Origin of the sequence: Vibrio profundi (assembly GCF_043642225.1) — a bacterium.
GTDB lineage: Bacteria > Pseudomonadota > Gammaproteobacteria > Enterobacterales > Vibrionaceae > Vibrio > Vibrio profundi_A.
Genome location: NZ_JBHZSF010000025.1, coordinates 1 through 22871, shown reverse-complemented (window position 1 = coordinate 22871; position 22871 = coordinate 1). Strand labels below are relative to the sequence as shown.

The 22871-nt window shown below is 41.3% G+C and carries 16 protein-coding genes and 1 pseudogene; 7 read left to right on the top strand and 10 right to left on the bottom strand.

The window, feature by feature from the left end:
• Nucleotides 1–204: transposase (locus tag ACHUFI_RS21865; protein WP_394253051.1), on the bottom strand; the 204-nt coding region annotated here is incomplete at its 3' end.
• Between the two features lie 368 nt (nt 205–572).
• Here ACHUFI_RS21865 and ACHUFI_RS21860 point away from each other — a divergent pair.
• The 3 genes from ACHUFI_RS21860 (at nt 573) to ACHUFI_RS21850 (ending at nt 5671) form a co-directional block, all read left to right on the top strand.
• On the top strand, nt 573–2510 hold the full coding sequence (locus ACHUFI_RS21860; protein WP_394253049.1) for a protein-arginine deiminase family protein: 1938 nt from the start codon (nt 573–575) through the stop codon (nt 2508–2510).
• A gap of 892 nt (nt 2511–3402) precedes the next feature.
• A complete protein-coding gene (locus tag ACHUFI_RS21855) occupies nt 3403–4863 on the top strand; it encodes an endo-beta-N-acetylglucosaminidase (protein ID WP_394253047.1) in 1461 nt (486 codons plus the stop codon).
• Between the two features lie 424 nt (nt 4864–5287).
• Entirely contained in the window at nt 5288–5671 is a 384-nt protein-coding gene (locus tag ACHUFI_RS21850) for a hypothetical protein (RefSeq protein WP_394253045.1), read from the top strand.
• A gap of 486 nt (nt 5672–6157) precedes the next feature.
• Here ACHUFI_RS21850 and ACHUFI_RS21845 read toward each other — a convergent pair whose 3' ends face one another.
• The 4 genes from ACHUFI_RS21845 to ACHUFI_RS21830 all read right to left on the bottom strand — a co-directional run bounded on the left by ACHUFI_RS21845 (nt 6158) and on the right by ACHUFI_RS21830 (nt 10104).
• The gene (locus ACHUFI_RS21845; RefSeq protein WP_394253043.1) at nt 6158–6613 is read right to left on the bottom strand and encodes a hypothetical protein; all 456 of its coding nucleotides are present in this window, start codon (nt 6611–6613) and stop codon (nt 6158–6160) included.
• A complete protein-coding gene (locus ACHUFI_RS21840; protein WP_394253041.1) occupies nt 6610–7401 on the bottom strand; it encodes a carbohydrate-binding protein in 792 nt (263 codons plus the stop codon). The genes ACHUFI_RS21845 and ACHUFI_RS21840 overlap by 4 nt, the downstream gene beginning before the upstream one ends.
• A 9-nt stretch (nt 7402–7410) precedes the next feature.
• Nucleotides 7411–8592 (bottom strand): endonuclease/exonuclease/phosphatase family protein, encoded by a 1182-nt coding sequence (locus ACHUFI_RS21835; protein ID WP_394253038.1) that lies wholly within the window; start codon nt 8590–8592, stop codon nt 7411–7413.
• Between the two features lie 780 nt (nt 8593–9372).
• Entirely contained in the window at nt 9373–10104 is a 732-nt protein-coding gene (locus tag ACHUFI_RS21830; RefSeq protein ID WP_394253036.1) for a GntR family transcriptional regulator, read from the bottom strand.
• A gap of 317 nt (nt 10105–10421) precedes the next feature.
• Between ACHUFI_RS21830 and mngA the strand changes: the two genes are divergently transcribed.
• The 4 genes from mngA to manA all read left to right on the top strand — a co-directional run bounded on the left by mngA (nt 10422) and on the right by manA (nt 17651).
• Nucleotides 10422–12356, top strand: a complete 1935-nt coding sequence (gene mngA / locus ACHUFI_RS21825; RefSeq protein ID WP_394253034.1) for a PTS 2-O-a-mannosyl-D-glycerate transporter subunit IIABC — start codon at nt 10422–10424, stop codon at nt 12354–12356.
• Between the two features lie 238 nt (nt 12357–12594).
• Nucleotides 12595–15249 (top strand): mannosylglycerate hydrolase, encoded by a 2655-nt coding sequence (gene mngB / locus ACHUFI_RS21820; protein WP_394253032.1) that lies wholly within the window; start codon nt 12595–12597, stop codon nt 15247–15249.
• A gap of 45 nt (nt 15250–15294) precedes the next feature.
• Entirely contained in the window at nt 15295–16461 is a 1167-nt protein-coding gene (locus ACHUFI_RS21815) for a glycerate kinase (protein WP_394253030.1), read from the top strand.
• Nucleotides 16462–16463: 2 nt separating this feature from the next.
• A complete protein-coding gene (gene manA, locus ACHUFI_RS21810; protein WP_394253028.1) occupies nt 16464–17651 on the top strand; it encodes a mannose-6-phosphate isomerase, class I in 1188 nt (395 codons plus the stop codon).
• A 252-nt stretch (nt 17652–17903) separates the two neighbouring features.
• On the opposite strand, the gene ACHUFI_RS21805 is transcribed toward manA, so the two are convergent.
• The 5 genes and pseudogenes from ACHUFI_RS21805 to ACHUFI_RS21785 form a co-directional block, all read right to left on the bottom strand.
• A complete protein-coding gene (locus ACHUFI_RS21805; protein ID WP_394253026.1) occupies nt 17904–18134 on the bottom strand; it encodes a hypothetical protein in 231 nt (76 codons plus the stop codon).
• Nucleotides 18135–18500, bottom strand: coding sequence for a type II secretion system pilot lipoprotein GspS-beta (gene gspS2, locus ACHUFI_RS21800; protein ID WP_394253024.1), 366 nt, complete (start codon nt 18498–18500; stop codon nt 18135–18137).
• Nucleotides 18457–19582: pseudogene (locus ACHUFI_RS21795) on the bottom strand (alanine/ornithine racemase family PLP-dependent enzyme). Before ACHUFI_RS21795 ends, gspS2 begins: the two are co-directional and overlap by 44 nt.
• Nucleotides 19579–20772: a DUF1611 domain-containing protein gene (locus tag ACHUFI_RS21790; RefSeq protein WP_394253022.1), complete on the bottom strand. Its 1194-nt coding sequence runs from the start codon at nt 20770–20772 to the stop codon at nt 19579–19581. Before ACHUFI_RS21790 ends, ACHUFI_RS21795 begins: the two are co-directional and overlap by 4 nt.
• A gap of 361 nt (nt 20773–21133) precedes the next feature.
• Complete coding sequence (locus ACHUFI_RS21785) at nt 21134–22264, bottom strand: carbohydrate porin (RefSeq protein ID WP_394253020.1); 1131 nt, start codon at nt 22262–22264, stop codon at nt 21134–21136.
• Between the last annotated feature and the right edge of the window lie 607 nt (nt 22265–22871).

Genomic DNA, 22871 nt, shown 5'->3' with positions numbered 1-22871 from the left:
TAGCTTAGCGACTTTAACGGCCAATTCTTGTTCTCGTTGGCTAATATTAGAATTCTTCTTTGTGGCTTTTCGCCAACTGTAGATCTGAGATTCATGTAACGAGAGCTGTCTTGCGGCTGCAGCGACTCCCACTTTCTCTGCCAGCTTCAGGGTTTCTGCTTTAAATTCAGGAGAATGGATAATACGTTTCTTCTTGCTTGTCATGGTTCACCTCATTAGTGATTGTACTCACTTAACTCAATGTCCAAAACTGCTGGTGCGGATCACGCCGTGGAGCCCCAATACTCTGAGCAAGGCGGCTGATAATTTACGATTAATTAGTGTCATTCGATGGGGCGCTCTTGTACAAGTGGAGGGATTGAGGTTTTCAGTGCATACAGACCTTCAGAACCTTGATCCTACTCCAAAGGAGATCATGACGATGATAAAAATACGGCGACGGCTCTCTTTGCCCCTTTCCTGCTTAAAGTGAAAGCTCAATAACATGAATGACTTAAGTTGAATATAAGGCGTTGCCCGCCCAAGTAAAAAGGGGCATCGCAATATTCAAAAAAACATATGAGGATATAAATATGGAATCTAAACATTTTCTTTCAATAGGCGAGAATGTCAGAGTGAACTTAAATGTCCAGGTAGGGGCTTTAGTACTTGTCAATATTCATGGACTTAAACTATTTCATGTTGAAAATGATGTATGGAAAGAGTTTGCCTTAAATACCTCAGTACACGCCCCTTTAGCGTATGAAGGGGCGGTTCGCATCCAGGCTCTAGTGGCGGGAAAAAATAAAGCCACGCTCATTCACGTAGATGATGATGGTAGTGAAATCGATAGAATTGAAATCAATGTGGATGCGTATCGTCTATCTATAAGAAATGACAGTGATCGTGATGGTGATATTGACCTAATCGATACGGGTAACGATAGTTGGGTTTGGGGGAGCAATCAAAGAGGGGCTGTAGTACTAGTAAATAATGACCTAGAAATAAACGAGCATGATCCATCAGGTCGTTATCATTCAGAATGGTCTAAATTAGTCGTGGAAGATACGTTGCTAGACGAGTTTCCAAAAGGTGTCTTCTTGACTTTAGCAACCACTGAAGGGGCGGCATCAAGATTTACGGTATATGCAAAGTCAGACTCTGGGATCTATGAAAGAATTTTAGGAGTGGATCCGTCTGGGGAAAGTGAAACTTTGCTCTCCTCTCTTCCGCTTTCTACGAAGGGGCAAGACTTGTATCTTGAAGCACACGAATACCCAAGTGCTAGCTTTGAGGGCTTAATCACTTTAGAACTATTGTTAGTCAAAGGTCAAAGCGTTATTTCTAATGACTCTGTTGTCTATCGGGTAGCCCCATGGATTATGACTCCGAACACACTTCCACCTGAGCGCGTATTTACGTGCAGGATTGTTAATGGGGACAATACAAATGAAAAGTTCATTGAAGGCCTCACAGACGCTTTAGACAATATAAATGTTCCTTTAACAATCATAGAACCACAAGATCACCTTGGGGATAGATGGATTCAAGATGAAATAGAGTTTGGATATGCTCAAGGATCGAGTCACATCTTACCGGTGGTTATGGATAGCCCAAGAGATAGAGGATTAGACGGATTTCCTGAGAAAGAACTACTCGGCGAAGACTTTGGTCATTTTCAAATTGGTGGAAGTACGCCGAACTCATTAGATTCATTTGGTAACCTTGAAGTTAGCCCACCAGTTGCGGTTAACGGAAGGGATTATCCTTTCGGAAGAATTGTATTTGGTGGTAAGAAATATGGGGATTATTCTGAAGCCAATAGGCAAATGATGCCTCAACTGAGGAAGTTCTTGTATTCACAGAAAGTTCAATCCCCTTTTGAGGTTTATACTGACTGGTTGACGGTTGGGCATGTGGATGAAATTATTTGCTTTGTGCCCGCCGTAAATGAAATTGGATTTTTGGTACTTGTCGCCTCTCCAGGGAGAACAAAGGCTATTCTAAAAAGATTATCATTAAATGGTAATGGCAACACTGTCATGTTTGAAGGTATGAAACGTGGTGAGTCAGGAAGTCCTCAATCTGCTGAAATAACGGTAGATGAATTGTTAAATGATGAGGTATTTTGGCAGCACAATGATGATTATCAGAATGTCATGGATACCAACATCTCTATCATTAAGCGTGAATTAGGGGTTAGTGATAAGCATATCGTTCAAATACCTGTTCTTTTCCACCCCACAGGAACGAAAAGAACAGCAGCATACTTTCCCGACATGGTTAATCACCTTGTTATTAATAATGTAAGCATCGTTCCAAAGCCACATGGACCTATTGTTGGGGGAGAATGTGTTTTTGAAAAAGCATTTAAAGACGCAGTTCCAGAACGGGAAGTAGTTTTCATAGAGGATTGGTATTCATATTACGAAATGCTTGGTGAGGTACATTGTGGTACGAATATTCAGCGAAAACCGTTTAATAATAAAACTTGGTGGTCTTGTAAACCCGACGGAGGGTATGATATTTAAAAACGACTAACGTCAACCATAAAAAAGCGCGAGTCACTGGAGGGTTGACGTTAGTTTGCGTAACGAGTTTTGGTGAGCTGGCACTAAGCTGACTTGTAGTAAATTGTGCAATCATTTTTATAAAGATCAATACTTGGTGATTTCCTCAAGAAAAGCGATTTTACGATACTTTTCCTTATCATTGATATATGTTTTAGAAAATTTTAATTAGCTACTATTCTGACAAGCTCACGCCCAACAGAGCACTCCAGACTATTTAAAGTAACAGCTACTGCTGTTCAATTTTATTGTCTGTTTGTGTTGGGGTATGCTCGATTATCGACGATAACATACAGCCCTTCGAGTAAACAGCCTGTGACTTGGTAGGCGAGTAAATGTTCATCACATAGAGGGTTTTATTCAGAAAAACTCTTGAAATCCATTTATCTAATGAACTTATCATTGTTTCTCAAAGTGTATTGAGGCCTTGCATTTTATAAGTTCGAATGAGTTTACAAAACGTGAGTAAATCTCGGCTGAACAGGGAATTATTGTATCTGCGCCAGTTAGTGGTTTTGTAACGAGGCTTCGACATGAAATCAAAGTCAGTGAATGAATGTCTCTGATCTGATCGTAAGATTCTGATTTAGTTCATTTGAATTTCGCAACAAAGCCTCCTCGCTATGAAAAATGTAATTCATACCGTTTCGCGCCCTTAAATAAAAAACACTTGATAAGGTACTTTAAATAGCACTTTATCTATAAATAATTATATTTAATTTTCATTGTACGATTATAGCGTCTTTAATTCTTACAGACATTAGTTGGAAGTTGGAGCTCCGACCCGTTGTCTGTCGTTGCGCCCTGCCTATTAAATTAAACAGTCACCGAGATTAATAAGGAAGATAAATGTATGTTAATAGATCGCTTATTGTTTGTTGTGTACTTCATTTTAATATTTCCTTGGTTTGCTCTAGCAGCAGATGAATCCCCTAGTGAAAAATGGTCTGAAAAGTACAACCTTACCACCGATAATTATTCGGACGGGCATTCAAACGTAAACACAGTGTTGAGTGTACTGCTTGCACCGCCATATAAGACTGGGCTGAAACTAAAAGAGCAATATGACATCTCATATCCGGAGCGTAAAAGCTGGGTCACTGACCTGCATGATTTGAAAAAGCCTCATTTGTGGACGCGCTTCTTCAGACTATTACCGAAAGAACAAAAAACAAAACGCAGTCTTCGCGATGTGAGTGCTTGGGCCAAACAAAACTTACGAGATAAGGTAAGAGATACCAAAACCAACTATGTTTCACAGTATAGTCTTTTAGTAAGGCAGTTGGCAGAAGAAGGACCAATAACCATAACATATCCAGATAGTATTAATTCGGATGATTTAATACGTGCAACAGACCTCGTCTACTTTGGCGGCTCTGCCTCAGATGGGCAGTTGATTGTACCAACGGGTCATTGGATTGATGCAGTTCACGCGCTTGGTAAGGAAGCTTATGGTTCTCTGTACATACCACCTAGTCAGTTTGGTGGCCGTGAAGAACACCGTACTCAATTTTTTGCAAATGAACCATATGATGGTGCCAGTGGAGTAGAGCCACGCCCCGAAGACCAGTTCTATAACAAACGTTACTTCGTTGCTGAGTCACTTGCGATTATTGCACATGAAATGAAACTTGATGGTTGGTTACTAAACTTAGAAGGTCCAGGAGATTATGCTGAACAACTCAGAGGATTTGTAAATTGGTTCCAATATTACACTAGAAAACATCTCTTGCAGGAGCAGGATTGGCATCAGGACCCTTCTTTAATGATTTATGTTCAATTTTCCTCTGGATCCGTTTTAAATCCAAAAGACTACCCGAATATGTTAATGAAATTATACCCATTAAGTATGGGAGAGTTTATCTATACACAAGACAAAGATAAAAGGATCCCACTGACCAATTATGCCAAGGTACGTGTTCTAACCAATAATTTGTCTGATAGAGACGCTCATATTGACGGGTTAGAAACACTACAAGGAAAGATAAATCATACCTTTGTGTCGAATCATAGTTCTATAGAACTAGGAGAATATGGTATGGACGGGCGAACGAGAGAACTCATTTCACTAGACATTACCATGAACGAGCTTGGGGGGCGCGGAAACAAAATGACTTATACCGCAGACCCATGGGGTCCAACTAGTTTTTATAAGTATGACCCATTACATAACAAAAACACAGGAAGTGGGCATCGAAACAAAATTAGAACGCTCCCGTTTGAGGATGTTGCTCAGCATCAACCACCAGTGGCGCCTTGCTATGTACCGCCTTCCGGTAGACCGCCACTTTGTGACAAAAAGATTTCACAATGAGAGCATGATTGAGTCGAGTCTTGGTTTTGAATAATTGGAGAGCATTTCCTATGGTGAATCATAAATGTGAAGCTTCGGTGAACCGTTTGAATGTTAGGAGTACGGTGCACGTAAATAGGCACTATCGATGTGACCTTACTACTCTCATTTATAGGAGTACAGGCGACCTTCATCAGAAATATGTTAGATGGCTTACAAATGTTCTAAGTTCTTTCCATTTATTTAAGCTGAGCGAATGATGAGTATCGAATTGGGTAAGGTGAATAACATAAATAATCTATTAATAACTGGAATAACTATTACAGTTCGACCTAAGGTACGTACGTTATTTGTTTAATTATCAACAGAAAGTATTTTCTGTTAAACCTCAATAAAATGATTTGATTAGAGAGGCTATGCGATGAAGTACATAATGAAGTACACAATGAAGTACATATACTTATTAATTTATTTGGTCATTTTCGCCATTCTCTTCTCTTTGGTTGTATACTCGAACTCTGCTGAGTCTGCTGAGGAAGGAGGTAAAGCACTGCCACAAGCAACAAGCGGTAATGTAGTTTACGGTCCAATTAAGGGTATTACCTCGGGCTCACAAGGGTTACTTATTCGTCTTTCCGACCAAGAGCCAGATGATTGCCCCCATAAGAGGAGTTCCCCTTGGTTGGTAGTCGAACAAAAAGATCATGTGATGGTAAATACCGCTTATTTAGCTTGGGTATTTGGCTTGAATGTGCACGTCTATATTTCTGATAAAGATACAGATACATATTATTGTCGTGTTACTCAGATCGCTCCTGACAGCCTTTAATTTACTTGTATCTAGGTCTAATGCTTCAATCAGTTGTACCAGCCAGTTGTACCAGCGCTATTTCGGAAATCGGTGTAGGTTATGGTCAACTTATAGAAAGCAATCTTGAGCGAGAATTTTAAAAGAATCGTTTTTTTGTCCAGAAGCAGGATACACAACAACCGAAACTCTTGTGATTTTACACGTGGCATTTTCTAGCTCGAAAATGCCCCAAAGTGTGTTTCGTCCCCGATTTAAAAATTCAGATAGGAAGACAATTTTCCAATACAAAAAGTAATGACTTGTAAAAGGCGAGAGTTGACGTTAGCAATTCTTATGATAGGCGAAGATTTGTATTTGTAGTACGACCATTAGCTTTACAAAATACCGCCAAAGAATAGGCTTCGATTAGTGTTGGGGAGGTGGAGTAATTATCAGCAAGAAGGTTATCGAGGACGACTGTGAAAAAGCACAACCAAAATAAAATAAAATATTGATTGTTCTTTTTCACAGTCGTCGTTCTGCAGTGCGATAATCTCCATCCCCAGTTATAAGATAGGCATCCAATTCACTAAATAGACCGCTAATCAACGTCTTAGTCTCTTCGTCACTCAAGCCAGTATAAAAGCTGAACGTACCATTAATAAGCATTTTGAGCACTTTCCGTTGTTCAGGAGTCGCTTCGTCATACTTTTGCTTTGCTACCTGCTCTATCTGTTTAGTTAAGTCTTCAGAATTGTTGTAACTGCCATCAACGATTGGAGACATTTCAAATTCATTAGTCAAGTACTTCTTCTGGTAAGTAATAAGGTGAGCTTTGTTAGCGCCGAATTGCTGGTATGTTGTAAACATCCCATTTACATAGAACAATTGAACCTCATCAACTCGAGGTCCACAAATCGAAGCGTATGCAGTGTTGTTCGACAACATTGCACCAATAATAGGAGTCAATATCTTTTTCATTTTGAAACCCCTTCTAAGAACTTGTCACAATTAATTTCTGTCACTACTGGTTCATTCCCTTGTAACGATTTATAGAGCTTGGTAGATGCTTCTCTGTTCGCAATCGCTCGATCTAAAGTGTCAAAGTACAAATCAATTGGATTTAGAAATTCTGGGTTTTCCATCTTATAGACATCAATACAGTATTGTAGAGCAATACCATTCGTTGCCATTAGTTGTGCATCTTCAACGGTGATTTCAATATCATTTTCACTAAACTCAAGTAATTTTCCAAACTCCCTACCTGCTTGAGTTGCTAATGCAATTTCTTTCGATTCCGTGTAGCTTTCCTCAATGGTAACGGCATAATCATCTCGTAGGCCATCCCCATCATTGTCTTTACCAATGATGTTTGTATCATCTGGATCTGGGGTTGGCTTTACTATCGTGTTGATATCTAAGCGCTGCCACTCCGAAGAGGTACTAGGAATTTCATTAGTATTCCACCATTTAGCAAGGTAGAAACCTGAATTGTATTCGACTACATCACCCCCATTATAAGTCGAGGATTGTTTCCAAGCTTCAATTGAGTCGGTATCAATGGTAATCCAACCATCCCATGAAATTTGATTATCAACAGGCTCTGTACCTTGGGTCCAGTAAGAGGAGATATATGTAAGGCCCTTCCATTTGACAGTATCACCAGATTCATAAACTGCATTCTTATCCCACTCATCTGCTGCGTAAGCAAACGTGGGTATGAAAACAATCGCAATGAACAATACGATTGCTATAAATTTTTTTTTCATAAGTTCCCTTTAAAAGTAGATTTCAACGTTTTCTTTTGAAGATAAATAACTGACTTCATCAATTTTGACTTCATATTTATTAAGTATTCGAACGGTATCCCCTGAATTGTTTAAAGTTACTCCTGAATTGATTTTATGTAAGAAGGTTTGATTGGCTTCAAGCGTTATGTAAACTACCTCATTTCTCATAGAAGCATCTTGGATAATAATTTTTCCATCAAAACGTTGACCCATATTTTTGATTTTGATGGTTTCATTACCTGAGTCATTTCCAATAGGGTTAGGTAGCAACGATTCAATTCTTAAATCGGGGGTATCACAAGTAGGGCAATCAAAGTCTACATAGACTGGGAGATGATCTGAGGCTCGCGTATCGTCATTGCCATCAATTCCAACAATGTCATCAAACACTCTTGCTTCGGCAGATTGATATAACAGTGTCTTTAATTCTGGGGTAACGAGGATCTGGTCATAAAGCGCTTTTTTAACGGGAGTGTCACTTGAATAGTTGTCTAGGTTTTCGAACCTAGAGCCAACAATGGCAGGGTTTACCAACTTAACGATAGAGTCAGTCTTATCAAGGCTCTTTAACCCATACGAGACGTGATCTTTTGAAGCTAGCGGTTCAGTTAAGTTAACCAGAAATCCCCCTTTTTCGTTCTCAATGCTCATTGGAGAATCGATACCGTTATCCAACGTATTTAAAGAACGGTCGTCAGGAGTGTCGTTAAAGTCGCCCAACGGAGCAACATATATAGTTGAAGCTTGATAAATAAAATCTATAAGATCTAAAGCGGAATTAGTTCTAGTGAAGTCTGTAACTGCTCGACCATTGTATCGAGACTCTGCATGGTGGTTTAGAAGGAGAACCTCTTTCCCTTTATATGTTACGTAGAGCTTTAGTACACGCCTTTCATCTACAAAGTTGGTATTTGACTTTGGAAACGCAAAATCTAAGTCTTTATCAACGTTCTTTGTTTGTCCTGACTTTAACCGATAAGTTAGACCTTTTCTTACAGCAAAGGCTAAGTTCATATCATCAGTACTGTCATCATCAATGATCACATCCCATTTATCAGCAGGAAAGAATCGTTCTAAGGCATATCTATCTCGAACCTCTTGCAAAGCGACAATATCTGCATTTAGACGCTCTACGACCATTTGATAGTTGATGACACGAGTTTTATTCATGCAAGCCGAAAGAAATTTTTAATTATATGTCGCAAGTCTCAAATTTTCGGTAGCGAGAGAGCGTGGGGGAAAATAAAAAGCAAAGAAATAAGTATCGCATATATACTAATAATTCGTTGGTTTACTTGGAACGAAAGTATATAACTTTGATTATTTTAATTAAGAGATTAACAGTTAAAAATAGATTGACATCTCACCATCTAAACCTAGTTAAATAAATAGTTACTAATGTTTTTTGAGGTGTTACTCATCTATAAAGCACTTATCTTTAGAATGCTGAAATTGATATAAATATAGATTAAGAGTGATGCCGTTTGTGAGAAACAGGAAAAATTGTTAGTTTCATTTTTCATTCTAACTTTTTTCGTGGTTGTATGTTTACTGACTCCTAGATTCATCATGTTACTACAAATGGACTCTTGTTTAGATGGTGTAGGGAAATTGGACTACCAAGCAGATAAATGATAATTATGCACTGCTTATCTAATGGGAATGCGCATAACAGGCCTATTTCACTAGCACCATCAATTATTTAAATTTATGGTATTGGTGTTGTGCGGAGTTACTTTTTCAATACGTCAAGTTATCCGTACTATACTAATTTAGGAAAGTTACTGAAACGTCTTTGCCCCAAAGTTTGTTACCACCGTAATTTCGCTATTATTCGATTTCGAAAATTGACCTAGATTTTCTTATAGGTTCACTAGAAATCGGGGAGAATCAAGTCTGTTTTCTTGGTGGAGGTAGAAACTGAATAGCCACTACATCACTAGACGCTAGCTAGCCTTCTTTCATATTGCTTTTCCTTCTCGCAACCAATGTAAATCGGTAATCGTTAGATGTGAAGTAGTTGCGACTGTATTCAAATACTGTGTTATTGGCTAGGTAACCACGAGTACGTTTTTCAATAATAGGTTGAGCAGGGTCGATTCCTAACTGATGAGCCACATCTTCAGGCGGAAGAATCGGCACCAATTCTTGCTCACTTCGATCAATCACCATGCCTTTGGTGTTCTCAATAAAGTCGTACTTTGATGTCTGCATCACTTGATAGGTGAGATCTGGGAATAGGGCAACAGGTAACCAGGTTTCTTCAACCGTAATTGGATTGTTGTCGATGAAACGGACACGCTTTACGTAGAAAACCAATTCACCTTCTTTTATATCTAAGTGTTCAGACATCGCTAAAGAACAGGGCTTCATTTCAAAAGCCAGAACCTCACTGTGGGTAACCACATCCAAATGCGCCCACTTTTCCTGAAAGCTAGACTGCTTATAGATGTCGTAATTGATTTTGTTCTCTTTAACGTAAGTGCCGCTGCCTTGCACGCTTTCAAGTTCATCATTTTCGATCAGTAGCTTCAGCGCTTGTCTAACCGTTACACGGCTGACAGAAAATACTTCGCGCAACTGCGCTTCTGTTGGAAGTGCTTCTCCAACCTTATATTCACCAGAACTGATTTTTTCTCGTATTGCATCTGCGATTTGGCGATACATCGGGAGTCTTGCCATTTTTGCCTCATTTGTGCGCTAGAACAACTAGACTTTGTTTAACAACCTGTACCTTAAATACGTAAATTTGCTCTATATAAGCCTTGCTCTCAAGGTTAGTGTGAGCGTCGTATCGGTATTTTGTAGTACATATAATACAAATTAAACGATACATAACAAGCTTTCTTAAAGGGTTTACTAATACTATTTAAATACAAATTAAATACAAATGTGTATTGGTGAGATCGTGATCACGGATTAAATGTCTTGAAGTTGTATCATTCCTATCGTCGACAGAGACGACTGTCGTACTAATCCGTGACTATGGGACAAAGGTTATGAAACTTACTACTCTAACGAATAAGTCGCTCGTAAATCTGCAAACTACGTTTAGCAGTCGAGAAGAAGCGATTTACGCACTTGCTGATCAACTGGATCAGCAAGGCAAACTGCATAACAAGCAAGAGTACCTTGATGCAGTATTTGCTCGTGAAGAGCAAGGCCCGACAGCGCTTGGTGAAGGCCTAGCAGTACCGCACGGCAAGACTGACGCGGTTAAAGAAGCCGGCTTCGCTGTGGCAACACTTAAAGAAGACATGAAATGGAAAGGCTTAGATGAAGACGAAGATGTGAATCTTATCTTCCTAATTGCAATTCCAAATGCAGAAGCGGGTTCTACCCACATGCACCTGCTGACCGAACTTACAACCACATTGGTTGATGACGATGTTCGTGAAGCAGTATTAAAAGCAACAACTGCTGATGAAATCTTTGCACTTCTTGATGGCGATAATCAGCAAGAAGAAGAACAAGACAACTTAGATACAAATGCGCCGACAATTGTATGTGTAACGGCTTGCCCTGCAGGCATTGCTCATACCTATATGGCGGCAGAATATCTTGAAAAGGCGGGCAAAAAGCTTGGCTATAACGTACATGTTGAAAAACAGGGCGCAAACGGTATTGAAGATCGTTTAACGGCTGAGCAATTAAACAATGCAGTGGCTTGTGTATTTGCTGCGGAAGTCGCGATTAAAGAATCTGAGCGCTTTAACGGCATTCCTCGTATTGAAACGCCAGTTGCAGAACCGATTAAACACGGTGAGCGCATTTTAAACGAAGCGATCGAAGAGTCGAAAAAAGGCAACGGTGCAGAGCGTAAAGTTGCTACTGATGACAAACCTAAGAAAGTGCCACTGAAAACAGAACTCAAACAGGCACTGCTTTCAGGTATTTCTTACGCGGTTCCTCTTATCGTTGCTGGCGGTACTGTTCTTGCGGTTGCTGTTCTTATCGCGCAAATTTTTGACCTGCAAGAGCTCTACGCAACAAAAGATTCTTGGCTATGGATGTATCGCAAACTAGGTGGCGGCCTATTAGGTACATTAATGGTGCCAGTACTGGCAGCTTACACAGCTTACTCATTAGCAGACAAACCGGCACTTGGTCCTGGTTTTGCTGCGGGTATTGCCGCAAACATCATTGGTTCTGGTTTCCTAGGCGGTGTTGTTGGTGGTTTGATTGCTGGTTACGTAATGCGTTGGGTGAAAGAGCATGTTCGCTTGGGTCCTGCGTTTAACGGTTTCCTTACTTTCTACCTTTATCCTGTGATTGGTACTTTGGTGGCAGGTAGCTTGATGCTGTTTGTTATCGGTAAACCTGTTGCGTTCCTAAACCAAGGTCTAACGGACTGGTTGAACGGTATGTCAGGCACCAATGCATTGTTATTGGGTGCAATTCTAGGTCTGTTTGTGTCATTCGACTTAGGTGGCCCTGTAAACAAAGCTGCTTACGCATTCTGTTTAGGTGCGATGGCAAACGGCGTTTATGGTCCTTACGCAATCTTTGGCTCAGTAAAAATGGTATCGGCTTTCACTGTAACGGCTTCAACCATGATTGCTCCACGCCTATTCAAAGACTTTGAGATTGAAACTGGTAAATCTACATGGCTGCTTGGCCTTGCGGGTATTACCGAAGGTGCAATCCCAATGGCAATTGAAGATCCAATCCGTGTAATCGGCTCATTCTTACTAGGCTCTGTGGTTACAGGTGCAATGGTTGGTGCGGCGGGTATTGGTCTATCGACTCCGGGCGCGGGTATCTTTTCAATCTTCTTGTTACACGATTCAGGCTTAGGCGCATTCTCTGCTGCTGCAATCTGGTTCGGTGCTGCCATTGTCGGCACAGTGATTTCAACCATTACTCTTCTGATGTGGCGTGGTCACGCTGTAAAAAAGGGTAAGTTTGAAGCAAGTACTGCAACACAGAACTAACTGAATTTTGAGCTCACTTATAACTCGCCATTAAAAACACCATATAAAAAATAACGAACAACTTGGCTGTCCTAAATACCTGTGCTCCTAACGGTTTTATTCACACAGATACTGGGCGTGGTTTTTTGCACCCTAAATTTAGTGACAGCCAATTTTAACCCCTTGAAAAACTTTAATTTAGTCGTATTTGAGCTCGAATTTAAGATTTACTCGAAGCGACATATTTAGGTAAATGATTATGACTACATCACGCGTACATATTACTCCACACATGCACTGGGATCGTGAATGGTATTTCACAACAGAAGAGTCTCGTATTCTTCTAGTGAACAACATGGAAGAAATCATGAACCGTCTGGAGAGCGATCCAGAATACAAATACTACGTTCTAGATGGTCAAACAGCCGTTCTAGAAGATTACTTCGCGATCAAACCAGAGAACACAGAACGCGTAAAAGCATTGGTTGAAGCGGGCAAGCTTATTATTGGCCCTTGGTATTCTCAAACCGACACAATGCAAGTTTCTGGCGAGTCGATTGTACGTAACATGATGTATGGCATTCGCGACTGTATGAAATTTGGCGATGTAATGAAGATTGGTTACCTACCAGATTCATTCAGCATGAGTTCTCAACTGCCGATGATCTACAACGGTTTCGATATCACGCGTGCAATGTTCTGGCGTGGTTGTTCAGAGCGTCACGGCACCAACAAAACAGAATTTTTATGGCAGTCAAACGACGGCAGTGAAGTAACGGCACAAGTGCTTCCGCTAGGTTACGCGATTGGTAAATACCTTCCACAAGACGAAGAAGGTCTGCGTGCTCGTCTAGATAAGTACTTCCCAGTGCTAGAGAAACCATCGGTAACCAAAGACATCCTGCTGCCGAACGGTCATGACCAAATGCCAATTCAAAAAGACATCTTTGAAGTAATGGACAAGCTTCGCGAAATCTACCCAGATCGTGAATTCTCAATGAGCCGTTACGAAGAAGTGTTTGAGAAAGTAGAAGCAGCACGCGATCAACTCGACACAATCAAAGGCGAATTCAACGACGGTAAATACATGCGTGTTCACCGCACGATTTCGTCTACGCGTATGGACATCAAACTGATCCACGCAGAAATCGAAAACAAGATTGTAAACATCTTAGAACCGCTAGCGTCTATCGCTTGGACATTAGGCTTTGAATACCACCACGGTTTGATTGAGAAAATGTGGAAAGAGAGCATGAAGAACCACGCTCATGACTCTATTGGTTGTTGTTGTTCAGACAAGGTACACGCTGAAATCCTAAACCGTTACATCCTTGCGGACGATATGGCGACCAACCTGATTCATTTCTACAAGCGTAAAATCGTTGACCATATGCCGGATCGTGAAGGTTGCGACAAACTGGCGATGTTTAACCTTTCTCCGTACGAGCGTGAAGAAGTGGTGAACACAACCATTACTATCCGTGCTCAAGAATTTTCTATCTTTGATGAAAACGAAAACCCAGTAGAGTACTTCATCCAAGATAAGCGCCAAATCGACCCAGGTAAAGTAGACCGTCAAATCGTTCACTACGGCAACTACGACCCGTTCATGGAGTTTGATATTCAAATCAAACGCACTGTACCAGCAATGGGCTTCACCACGTTACACATCCAAGGCAACGAGAAAGGCGCTGTAAAAGTTGCTGAGCAGAAGGACTACCTATTAGAAAACGAATACTACCGAATCAATGTAAACGACAACGGTACTCTGACTATTTTTGATAAAGAGACAGAGCAAGTATTCGACCAAGTACTTCGTTTAGAAGACGGTTCTGATGATGGCGATGAGTACGATTACTCTCCATCTCGCCAAGAGTGGCTGTTGTACTCTGATGAATTCCCGGTAGAAACATCGATTGACCACCAAGGCTTCCAATCGGTAGCGAACATCGCTTTGCGTATGAACGTGCCTGCAAACCTGGCAGAGCGTGAAGAACGTACGGGTCAAAACGGTTTTGTAGAAGCGCAATGCCAAGTGGTATTGAAACAAGGCTCTCGCCGTATCGAAGTTCGCATGGAATTAGACAACCAAGCCGACGACCACCGCGTACGTGTTTTAGTACCAACGCCATTTGTTTCTGAAACTGTGGTTGCGGATAACCAGTTCGGTTGTATTACTCGCCCAACCAACGACCCTGCAATGGCGGTTTGGGAAGAAGAGAAGTGGAAAGAAGCGCCGGTTCCTGTGTATCAATTAATGAACTTTGCAGCGCTAGAAAACGGCAAAGCAGGCATGGCGATCATGTCGAATGGTCTGCGTGAATTTGAGGTGATTACATCTCAAGGTGACGAAAACAGAGATACCTTCGCACTGACACTGTTCCGTGGTATCGGCGTGTTGGGTAAAGAAGAGCTATTGCTTCGTCCTGGTCGTCCTTCTGGTATCAAGATCCCGACCCCAGATTCACAAGTGCGCGGCAAGTTGGTGTGTGAATTCACACTGTGTGGCTTCTCTGGTAATCACATTGACGCGAACATAATGGCGCAAGCACGTGACAATGTCACTCAAATCGAATGCTACAACAAGATCCCTTACAACGCGATGAAGCTGAATGTGGGCGAACAAAACCTACCGATGAGCTTCAGCTTGCTATCGAAGCAACAAGCAGGTGCGGTATTAAGTGTGCTTAAGAAAGCTGAAGATGAAGATGCGTTGATCATGCGTGTCTACAACCCAGCAGAAACGGGTTCAGTATCGGATTCAATCTCTTTCACTCAAGCGGTTTCAAGCTGGAAAGAAACAAGCATGGACGAACGCGTTCGTGAAGGTGATGTAGCAACTGAAACCTTTGGTGACTTGTCTTTTGGCGAGCTAGCATCTTGCCAAGCAAAAACATTCCAAATTAAATTCTAATTTCGATAACCCGCTCACCTTGGTGAGCGGGAATGGTGAACGACAATGAAAATTGTAATTGCCCCTGATTCATTTAAAGAATCACTTGACGCTCATCAAGTTGCGTCTTGCATTGAGCGTGGATTTGCCGATGTTTTCCCTTACGCAGAGTTCGTAAAACTGCCTCTCGCTGATGGTGGTGAAGGTACCGTAGACGTGCTGCTAACCGCGCTTAACGGTAAGAAACAGCTGCTACAAACAACAGACGCACTAGGTCGAGAATGTACGGCTTATTGGGCTTCGTTAGAACAGACAGTTGATGGCGCTAACGTAAAAACTGCTTTGGTGGAATTTGCTCAAGCATCGGGTTTAGACCGATTAACAGTAGAAGAAAGAGCGCCGTTAATCGCATCTTCGTTTGGTACAGGGTTATTGATTAAAGATGCATTAGATCAAGGTGTTGAACAAATCATTATTGGCTTGGGCGGCAGCGCTACCAATGATGCAGGCGCAGGCATTTTACAAGCGCTGGGAGGCAAGTTATTAGACAAGCAAGGCAACGAGTTATCTGGTGGCGGTGCAGAGTTAAGTCAGCTAGCAAGCATCGATCTTGATGGACTGCACCCTAGATGCAAGGAAGTGACGTTCGTGGTCGCGTGTGATGTGAATAATCCATTATGTGGCGAAAGCGGAGCAAGTGCCGTGTTTGGTCCGCAAAAAGGCGCATCAAAAATTCAAGTTCAACAACTTGATGCTGCTATTGGGCACTTTGCCGATATCGCTCAAACCCATACAGGCGTTAATCATCGTGACAGCAAGGGTTTTGGTGCTGCTGGTGGCACACCCCTAGGGTTAAGCCTGGCATTCAATATCCAGATTAAAGCGGGTATCGAGATGGTATTGGATGCGTTGGACGCGGATAAGGCTCTTGAAGGCGCTTCATTGGTTGTGACGGGGGAAGGGCAGATGGATAACCAAACCCTACAAGGTAAGACTCCATTTGGTATCGCACAGCGTGCTCAAAAACTGAATATTCCGACCATTGGTATCGCTGGTTCTTTGGGTACAGACGTTGAAAAGCTTTACGGCTCAATGTCTAGCCTGTTTGGAACCGTACGTTCACCTCAGTCTTTAGACCAAGTTTTATCAGAAGCGAGCCAAAATCTGACTCGCAGTGCCCGTAATATCGCAGCCACGCTCAAGCTTGGCGGCCAGATTTTTAATGAGAAGTAATCATGTCTCTATTTAAACTCGACAACGTTATTCAAAACTATGCATGGGGAAGCAAAGACTCCATCAACCAACTGTTTGGTATTGTGAACCCAAACCAAGAACCGCAAGCTGAGATCTGGATGGGTGCTCATCCAAATGGTTGCTCAAAAGTAGGTGATACCGGTGAATCGCTTTCTCACATGATTGATGAAAACAAAATCGATGTCTTAGGTGGGTACACGGCGGCACGTTTCGGTGAATTGCCTTTCCTGTTTAAGGTGTTGGCCGCTGAAACACCGTTATCGATTCAGGTTCACCCGAACAAGCGAAAATCAGAATTAGGTTTTGAGCGTGAGAATGCACTTGGGATCCCTTTGAATGCATCAAATCGTAACTACAAAGATCCAAACCACAAACCTGAGCTGGTTTATGCGTTGACTTTCTACAAAGCGATGAATGGATTTCGTCCAATCGACGATATCATTGCCTTGTTCGAAGAAGCCGATATTCCTTCGTTAGCGATTGAACTTAGTGTACTTAAAGCCAATGCCGACAGCGATTCTCTGAAGTCGTTCTTTAGCGCAATTATGTCTCTTGAAGGTGACCGCAAAGCGTCCGCGCTTAATGAACTCTATGCTGCACATGCGCGACCAGCTAAAACGGTCATGGGGCGTGAAGCTCTTCAATACAGCATTGAGTTCAAACAGCACTATCCGGGTGATATTGGCTTATTTGCGCCATTGATGCTTAACACGGTTGAACTGGCGCCCGGTGAAGCGATGTTCCTGTTCGCAGAAACCCCACATGCTTATGTTCAAGGCACAGGCTTGGAGATCATGGCAAACTCAGACAATGTGCTGCGTGCCGGTCTCACACCTAAATACATAGACGTTCCTGAGCTTATCGATAACACGATCTTTGAGCCGATTAAGCCAGAAGATATTCGTCTTAAGCCTGTATTGAAAGAGGGTAAGATGAGCTATCCGATTCCAGTGGATGACTTTGGCTTTGATATCTTGTCTGCGACTGATGAGAGCAAGTCACAGTATTTACGTAGCGCGGAGATTTTGTTCTGTGTGGAAGGAGAGGCGACCGTCACTTCAGAAGGACGTACAGTTACTCTTAAGCCCGGAGAATCAGTCTTTGTAAGTAGTAATTCAAGTGTTTACCAATATCAAGGGAATGGCATTTTGGCTCGTGCGTTTAATTAATCCCCCCCCCCCCCCCGACATGAACGCCTTGATATAATGCTTTATTGGTGAATTTTCAGAGCTTATGTACTCTGATTTGCCCATAAGTTTTTTGACCTATGGGCTTTTTTGCAGGTCTAAGGGAATGTCTTTGTCATCAAACAGGGGGCCGAATGAACTGACTTCACATACCTTAAGATCATTGAACCAAATGCGATTAATGTTTTCTAGATACCGAACACCTTGAAAACATTAGGTAGACACAGACTTAAATTAAACCTTGGTATGTACGTTTTTTTTCTTTGGCTTGTCAGCTTTCATTGAGATTTTTAACACAAGTTGTTCTTGTTTAGTTGAAATGGTCTGCTTAGTTAAAGCTTTGTGGTGCAGGTCCGTGATAAAGTTTTTTTCCCAAGGCGTAAGGCGATCAAACTTCAATAAAATGATGTCATTAAGGATATTGAACAACTCGTATTGGCTTTTATCCATTCGAGTGTTAAACATTCAACTAGAGCACTTAGCTAGAGATACGACATTAATATTTTCTACTTTATCATTTTTTCCTAAAGTAAAAATTCGATAAGAAATCCCATATTCCAATAAAGGTCTTATTTCAATATTTTCACAAAAACTGACCGTTACTCGAGCAACTAATCTGTCCATATCTACAGTTTTCTTTTTTACTAAAACAAGGGTCACAATATTGGCTTTTGATTTAGCACCAACAAGCGTGAGTGGTCCTAAATCTTGTGGCAGCTCGCTAGAGATAACCGTCGCTCTATAATCGGCAAGCCCATCAGATTTCATTGGGCTTGTCTGGCAGCCATTAAGCATGACACTGACCAAGATAGTTACTGTTATTCGTAGCATTATGCCCTCCTTCTTCCTTTAGGTGCCTTAAAATATTTTTGGATATAACGTGAAGACATAGAAGATAAAAGAGCACTGTAATCTAGACTGAATGTGACTGTTTCCCCTATATATAATGGCTTGTTTGAGGATTCAAGGACAAGATGATCACTGGTTGAAGATATGATACTAATCCCATTTGGAGCCTTAAGTCCGCTGACACAAACATCTTGGCGACCTAATGCCAGAATAGCTTGTGAGACCCATCCTCTATCTTGAAGGTTTTCTTTTTCACCAAAAGCATTTAACCCTCGATTTCCCCAAGGTAAAGTCGGTTTGATCTTGGATTCAATTACTTCGGCGGTCAAAGAAATTGCGTCACTATGTAAGCCTTTGATACATTCATGCTCTAAAGGCTCACAGCCTAAAAAAATGGCTTCTCCTATACGAAGGTTATTTACTCGAGTTAGGCCTGTTCTCTGAAGAGCCCAGTTAACTGAAGCAGAATTACCCCCTGAAATTATTTCTAGGCTGATCCCAAATGTAGCTTCAATTCCATCGGCAAGGTCAGAAAGAATCTTCATATTTTGATCATCTGGAGCGACCCCATACCGACAGGCTAAATTCGTACCAATTCCTTTTATCGTGATATTCGGTAAAGAAATAATCCCTCGGATAAAATCAATCACGCGATTTGACATTACACCTTCTCTGAGATCACCAAGCTCAACCATAATAATAATGTCGTGACGACAATTTTGTTGTTCCGCAACATATGAAAGCATATGAATAACATCAACTTCAGAATTTAAACTCACATCACTGTATTTTATTACGCTCGCCACTTGGCTTAGCATGGGTGTACGTATCAGCATTTTGGGGGTAGAAATACCAGATTCTGTCATCTTTTGAAGATTTTCGATTCTTGAATCCGCTAACATTGTTGCGCCAGCATCAATAAGCACTTGTGCGATGATAGGGTGACCGAGGAAGACTTTTGTTACAGGCGTAACAGATATATTTTTCAGTGAGAGCTGAGTAATCAGGAACTGAGCGTTATGGTGAATTTTCCCACAATCGATGTCTAACCTAGGATAGTTCATCCTTTTTTTGCCAGTTTACTTGCAATCACAGGGAAGGCTGACGTTACGATGTGCAGTAGATGTTCGACAGGCTGTGATAAAGCATCAGTAACAGGTAGACCAAATTCGCTAGCGTAGCTGTTTATTGCACGGCACGTTTCATCCAAAGACATACCTTCATGATTCAGTGTTAATCCAATGACACCGGTATTAGAAAACGTTTCGATAAGATTGATTTCTGAGGCGACTGAAGGCATTGGGCAATCAGGAAAATCACTACGATATAAACGTTTAGGGGCATGTTGCAATATCACACCCGTTGGACAACTGCCACGTAAGATAAAAGCGCTAGTTGAAAACGCAGGGTGACTTAAGGCTCCTTGCCCTTCAATAATAATCAAATCCGGATTTTCTTTTTCATAGGCCTTTACAATGACAGATTCCAACTCACCGGCACAAAATTGTGAAGGGACAGCATCGAGTGCAACGCTGTATTGCGCGCCTTGCATAATGCCTGTTTGACCAGTGGCAATCAGAGTGACATTAAGGCCTTTTTTAGTCAGTTCATTCGCTAATATTGTTGCTGTTGTTCGTTTTCCCAGCGCGCAATCCGTCCCCATTATAGCAATTCTAGGACATTTAATGCTGTGTATCTTCCCGCTAAACGTTTTCAGTTCGCCCTTATTTTTGGGTTTGCGAGTATCGAATATTCGAACGTTATTCTTTAAGCTGGCTTCTAAAAATAGAGGATCATCGGTTAGAAATTCATGTAAGCCATTTACAATGTTCATTCCTAATGACATGGCATTTAAAATGATGCTTTTATCTAAGTCTGATAAAAAACCACTTGATGGCGCAATACCAAAAATGAAGTAATCGGGAATGCTTTCTGCGTGAATGATCGCTTCTTCAGCATTGGCAAGGATAGGAATTCCATTGGCTTTATTATCAAGTACTTCTCCAGCATCTAAGCCCGCAGCCTTACTATCAATAACCGATAGAATACGATAGCTTAACGAATGCCTCACTAACCCATTAGCGGTTTTACCATCAATTTTTCCAAAATTACCTTCGCAATATATAATCGCTGAAGGGATGACTGGTTTTACTTTTTGAGCAAGTTGGTAACCAAGGTGCGAAATAGGGTACGTCGTGTTATTTTCTACATTTTCATGTCTAGTGAGTTTTAACTTTTGGGTTGAAATTGACATAACTAAAGCCTGCTGTGAGGCTTAGGAGGGCGACTAAGGAGTGCCGAGATGTGAATTCGGAAAAGAAAAGAAGTCCCTACTAAGCGGTAGGGATAAAAACCAAGATAACACACTCACCAGGCTTTTGTTGGTTATTATTAATAATGGCCGCTTTCGGCCTTCATGTCGGCTCATACCAATACATTCTGACGTTTTTTTCATTTAATGCGCGTTTATCCAAGTTAATTGTGGTCATAATGTGTTTTCCGTTTGACTACGAAAGACACTTTAGAACCCCAAAAACGTCACGCTGAGCGTGAACCTCAGCGTGACATTTTTTCTTTAACCATGTTTTTTGTCAATTGCACTAAGAATTGAGAGGCTAAATACTAACTTGTATGCTCCCTCTTAACCCAAATACCCAAGCATTATCCGCTTGCGAGTTAAAAGGAATGTTATTCAGGTATTGGATATTCGGTGTAACAGACACCGGACCAAACTTCATTCGGTAGTAAAGCTCGGAGTTGTATGTATCGTCAAACGTTGAGTTAGGTTTAGCCCACCCTACTGCAAAACCGAGAGTTCCAGAGCCTAACCCTAGATATCCCGTCCCTGCCACCACTGATGATTTGTATAACGCTTCGGGCCCTTTTGCTACACCAGCTCTGATGAAAGGAACCCAACTCCCTGTGTTATAGATCGTCGACCAATTAGCACCATAGTTCTCACTAGGCTCGGCTTTCGGTCCGTCACTATGCCACACTGTCAAATGGGAGTTTTGCATATAAAAGGAGTCTTTAGAGGGCACCCAGCCAATTTCCAGAGACTTGAAATACTGATTGTCTCTAAAGAAATTTTCAACGCCATCAAATGGTTCAGTTGAATCAGCTTTTGCATCGGAGAAACTAAGGTATGAATAATAATTTTCAGACATCATATGCCGAAGGGATACACCAAGAGTCGACTCATCCGGTATCGCTATAGAACCAGAGCCAGTGCTGAACTGTATGTTAGAAAACCCCGAATACGGATTACCAAGGGCGTAAGTGTCAATGTAGTCAGTACTATCTAAAAAACCAACCATCATCTCAGTATCTTGAGCATTGTACTCTTGCTTCCAATATAGGTTGGTTAGCCTTAAACCTATATCGCTAAATGCAGGTTGTATCAAGCCAAAACCACCTATATTTCCCATGACAAACTTAGATGGTGCATCGTCTGTATAATCATGTTTATGGTCAACCCTCAACCTAAGAGAGCCTGTATCTAAATCCGTTTCATCCTGGTATGCCAACCAATCAATAGTGACCCTAGCAATACCCGCAGCAGAACTACTGTCTTTGCCAGAAAGAACTTCATTGGAAGTTAACCCAAACACATAGTAATCACCGGTAACGCCGATAGTTTTATGCTCAGAAGAGAATGCTCCACAAGAATTCACTAGTGCGCTAGCGCCAATAAGGGTCGTAAGAAACAGCGGTTTGGATAATCCTAAGCCTATATATTTAATCATATCTATAGATTCCTAGACTGAGTTGTACAACCTAGCTCAACCGTCATTTTTTGAATATTAAGAAAACCTAATTTTGAAGACAGTGCAGTGCAGGAAGAAGTGCAGTGCGAAATCAACAAAAGCGAAGGGACATTAGAATTCAATCGTGACATGAATTCCCATAATTAAGGGATAATTAATCATTATAAAGTGGCATAGTGACCTAAGCCTCGATAGAAAGAGCCTCGATAGAAAGTTTGAAAGCCTTCAAAAAAACTCAGGAAAATTACCTGCTCAGCGAGAGAGAGAGGGAGTGTATTCTCATTAATGTGTACATTGCATACGGCAGAAGACTTCTCAAGCTTTATTGTTTCTGATGTTGTTAGATAGAAGCAGCGTAGCTCCGCTCTTCAATACTACAAAGTACAGACTGGATACCGTTGAAGAACGGAAGTTCCAATTGAATTTCTTTCAATAGGTAAATTAAGTGCATTTAAGTGAAAAGGGCTTATTAGGAATGGAAAAAGCAAAAACCCAGTCTTAACTGAGGTTTTTTAATGAAACTAAGCCAACACCAATGTCCCATTTCATAATTGTCTCCGTAAATACTTATAAATATTGAAGCCGA

Excerpts from the sequence above, each read along its gene's own strand:
- ACHUFI_RS21835 (WP_394253038.1), bottom strand. The coding sequence starts at position 8,592 with ATGAATAAAACTCGTGTCATCAACTATCAAATGGTCGTAGAGCGTCTA.
- ACHUFI_RS21840 (WP_394253041.1), bottom strand. The coding sequence starts at position 7,401 with ATGAAAAAAAAATTTATAGCAATCGTATTGTTCATTGCGATTGTTTTC.
- ACHUFI_RS21785 (WP_394253020.1), bottom strand. The coding sequence starts at position 22,264 with ATGATTAAATATATAGGCTTAGGATTATCCAAACCGCTGTTTCTTACG.
- mngB (WP_394253032.1), top strand. The coding sequence starts at position 12,595 with ATGACTACATCACGCGTACATATTACTCCACACATGCACTGGGATCGT.
- ACHUFI_RS21860 (WP_394253049.1), top strand. The coding sequence starts at position 573 with ATGGAATCTAAACATTTTCTTTCAATAGGCGAGAATGTCAGAGTGAAC.
- ACHUFI_RS21830 (WP_394253036.1), bottom strand. The coding sequence starts at position 10,104 with ATGGCAAGACTCCCGATGTATCGCCAAATCGCAGATGCAATACGAGAA.
- mngA (WP_394253034.1), top strand. The coding sequence starts at position 10,422 with ATGAAACTTACTACTCTAACGAATAAGTCGCTCGTAAATCTGCAAACT.
- ACHUFI_RS21850 (WP_394253045.1), top strand. The coding sequence starts at position 5,288 with ATGAAGTACATATACTTATTAATTTATTTGGTCATTTTCGCCATTCTC.
- manA (WP_394253028.1), top strand. The coding sequence starts at position 16,464 with ATGTCTCTATTTAAACTCGACAACGTTATTCAAAACTATGCATGGGGA.
- ACHUFI_RS21845 (WP_394253043.1), bottom strand. The coding sequence starts at position 6,613 with ATGAAAAAGATATTGACTCCTATTATTGGTGCAATGTTGTCGAACAAC.
- ACHUFI_RS21815 (WP_394253030.1), top strand. The coding sequence starts at position 15,295 with ATGAAAATTGTAATTGCCCCTGATTCATTTAAAGAATCACTTGACGCT.
- ACHUFI_RS21855 (WP_394253047.1), top strand. The coding sequence starts at position 3,403 with ATGTTAATAGATCGCTTATTGTTTGTTGTGTACTTCATTTTAATATTT.
- gspS2 (WP_394253024.1), bottom strand. The coding sequence starts at position 18,500 with ATGCTACGAATAACAGTAACTATCTTGGTCAGTGTCATGCTTAATGGC.
- ACHUFI_RS21805 (WP_394253026.1), bottom strand. The coding sequence starts at position 18,134 with ATGTTTAACACTCGAATGGATAAAAGCCAATACGAGTTGTTCAATATC.
- ACHUFI_RS21790 (WP_394253022.1), bottom strand. The coding sequence starts at position 20,772 with ATGTCAATTTCAACCCAAAAGTTAAAACTCACTAGACATGAAAATGTA.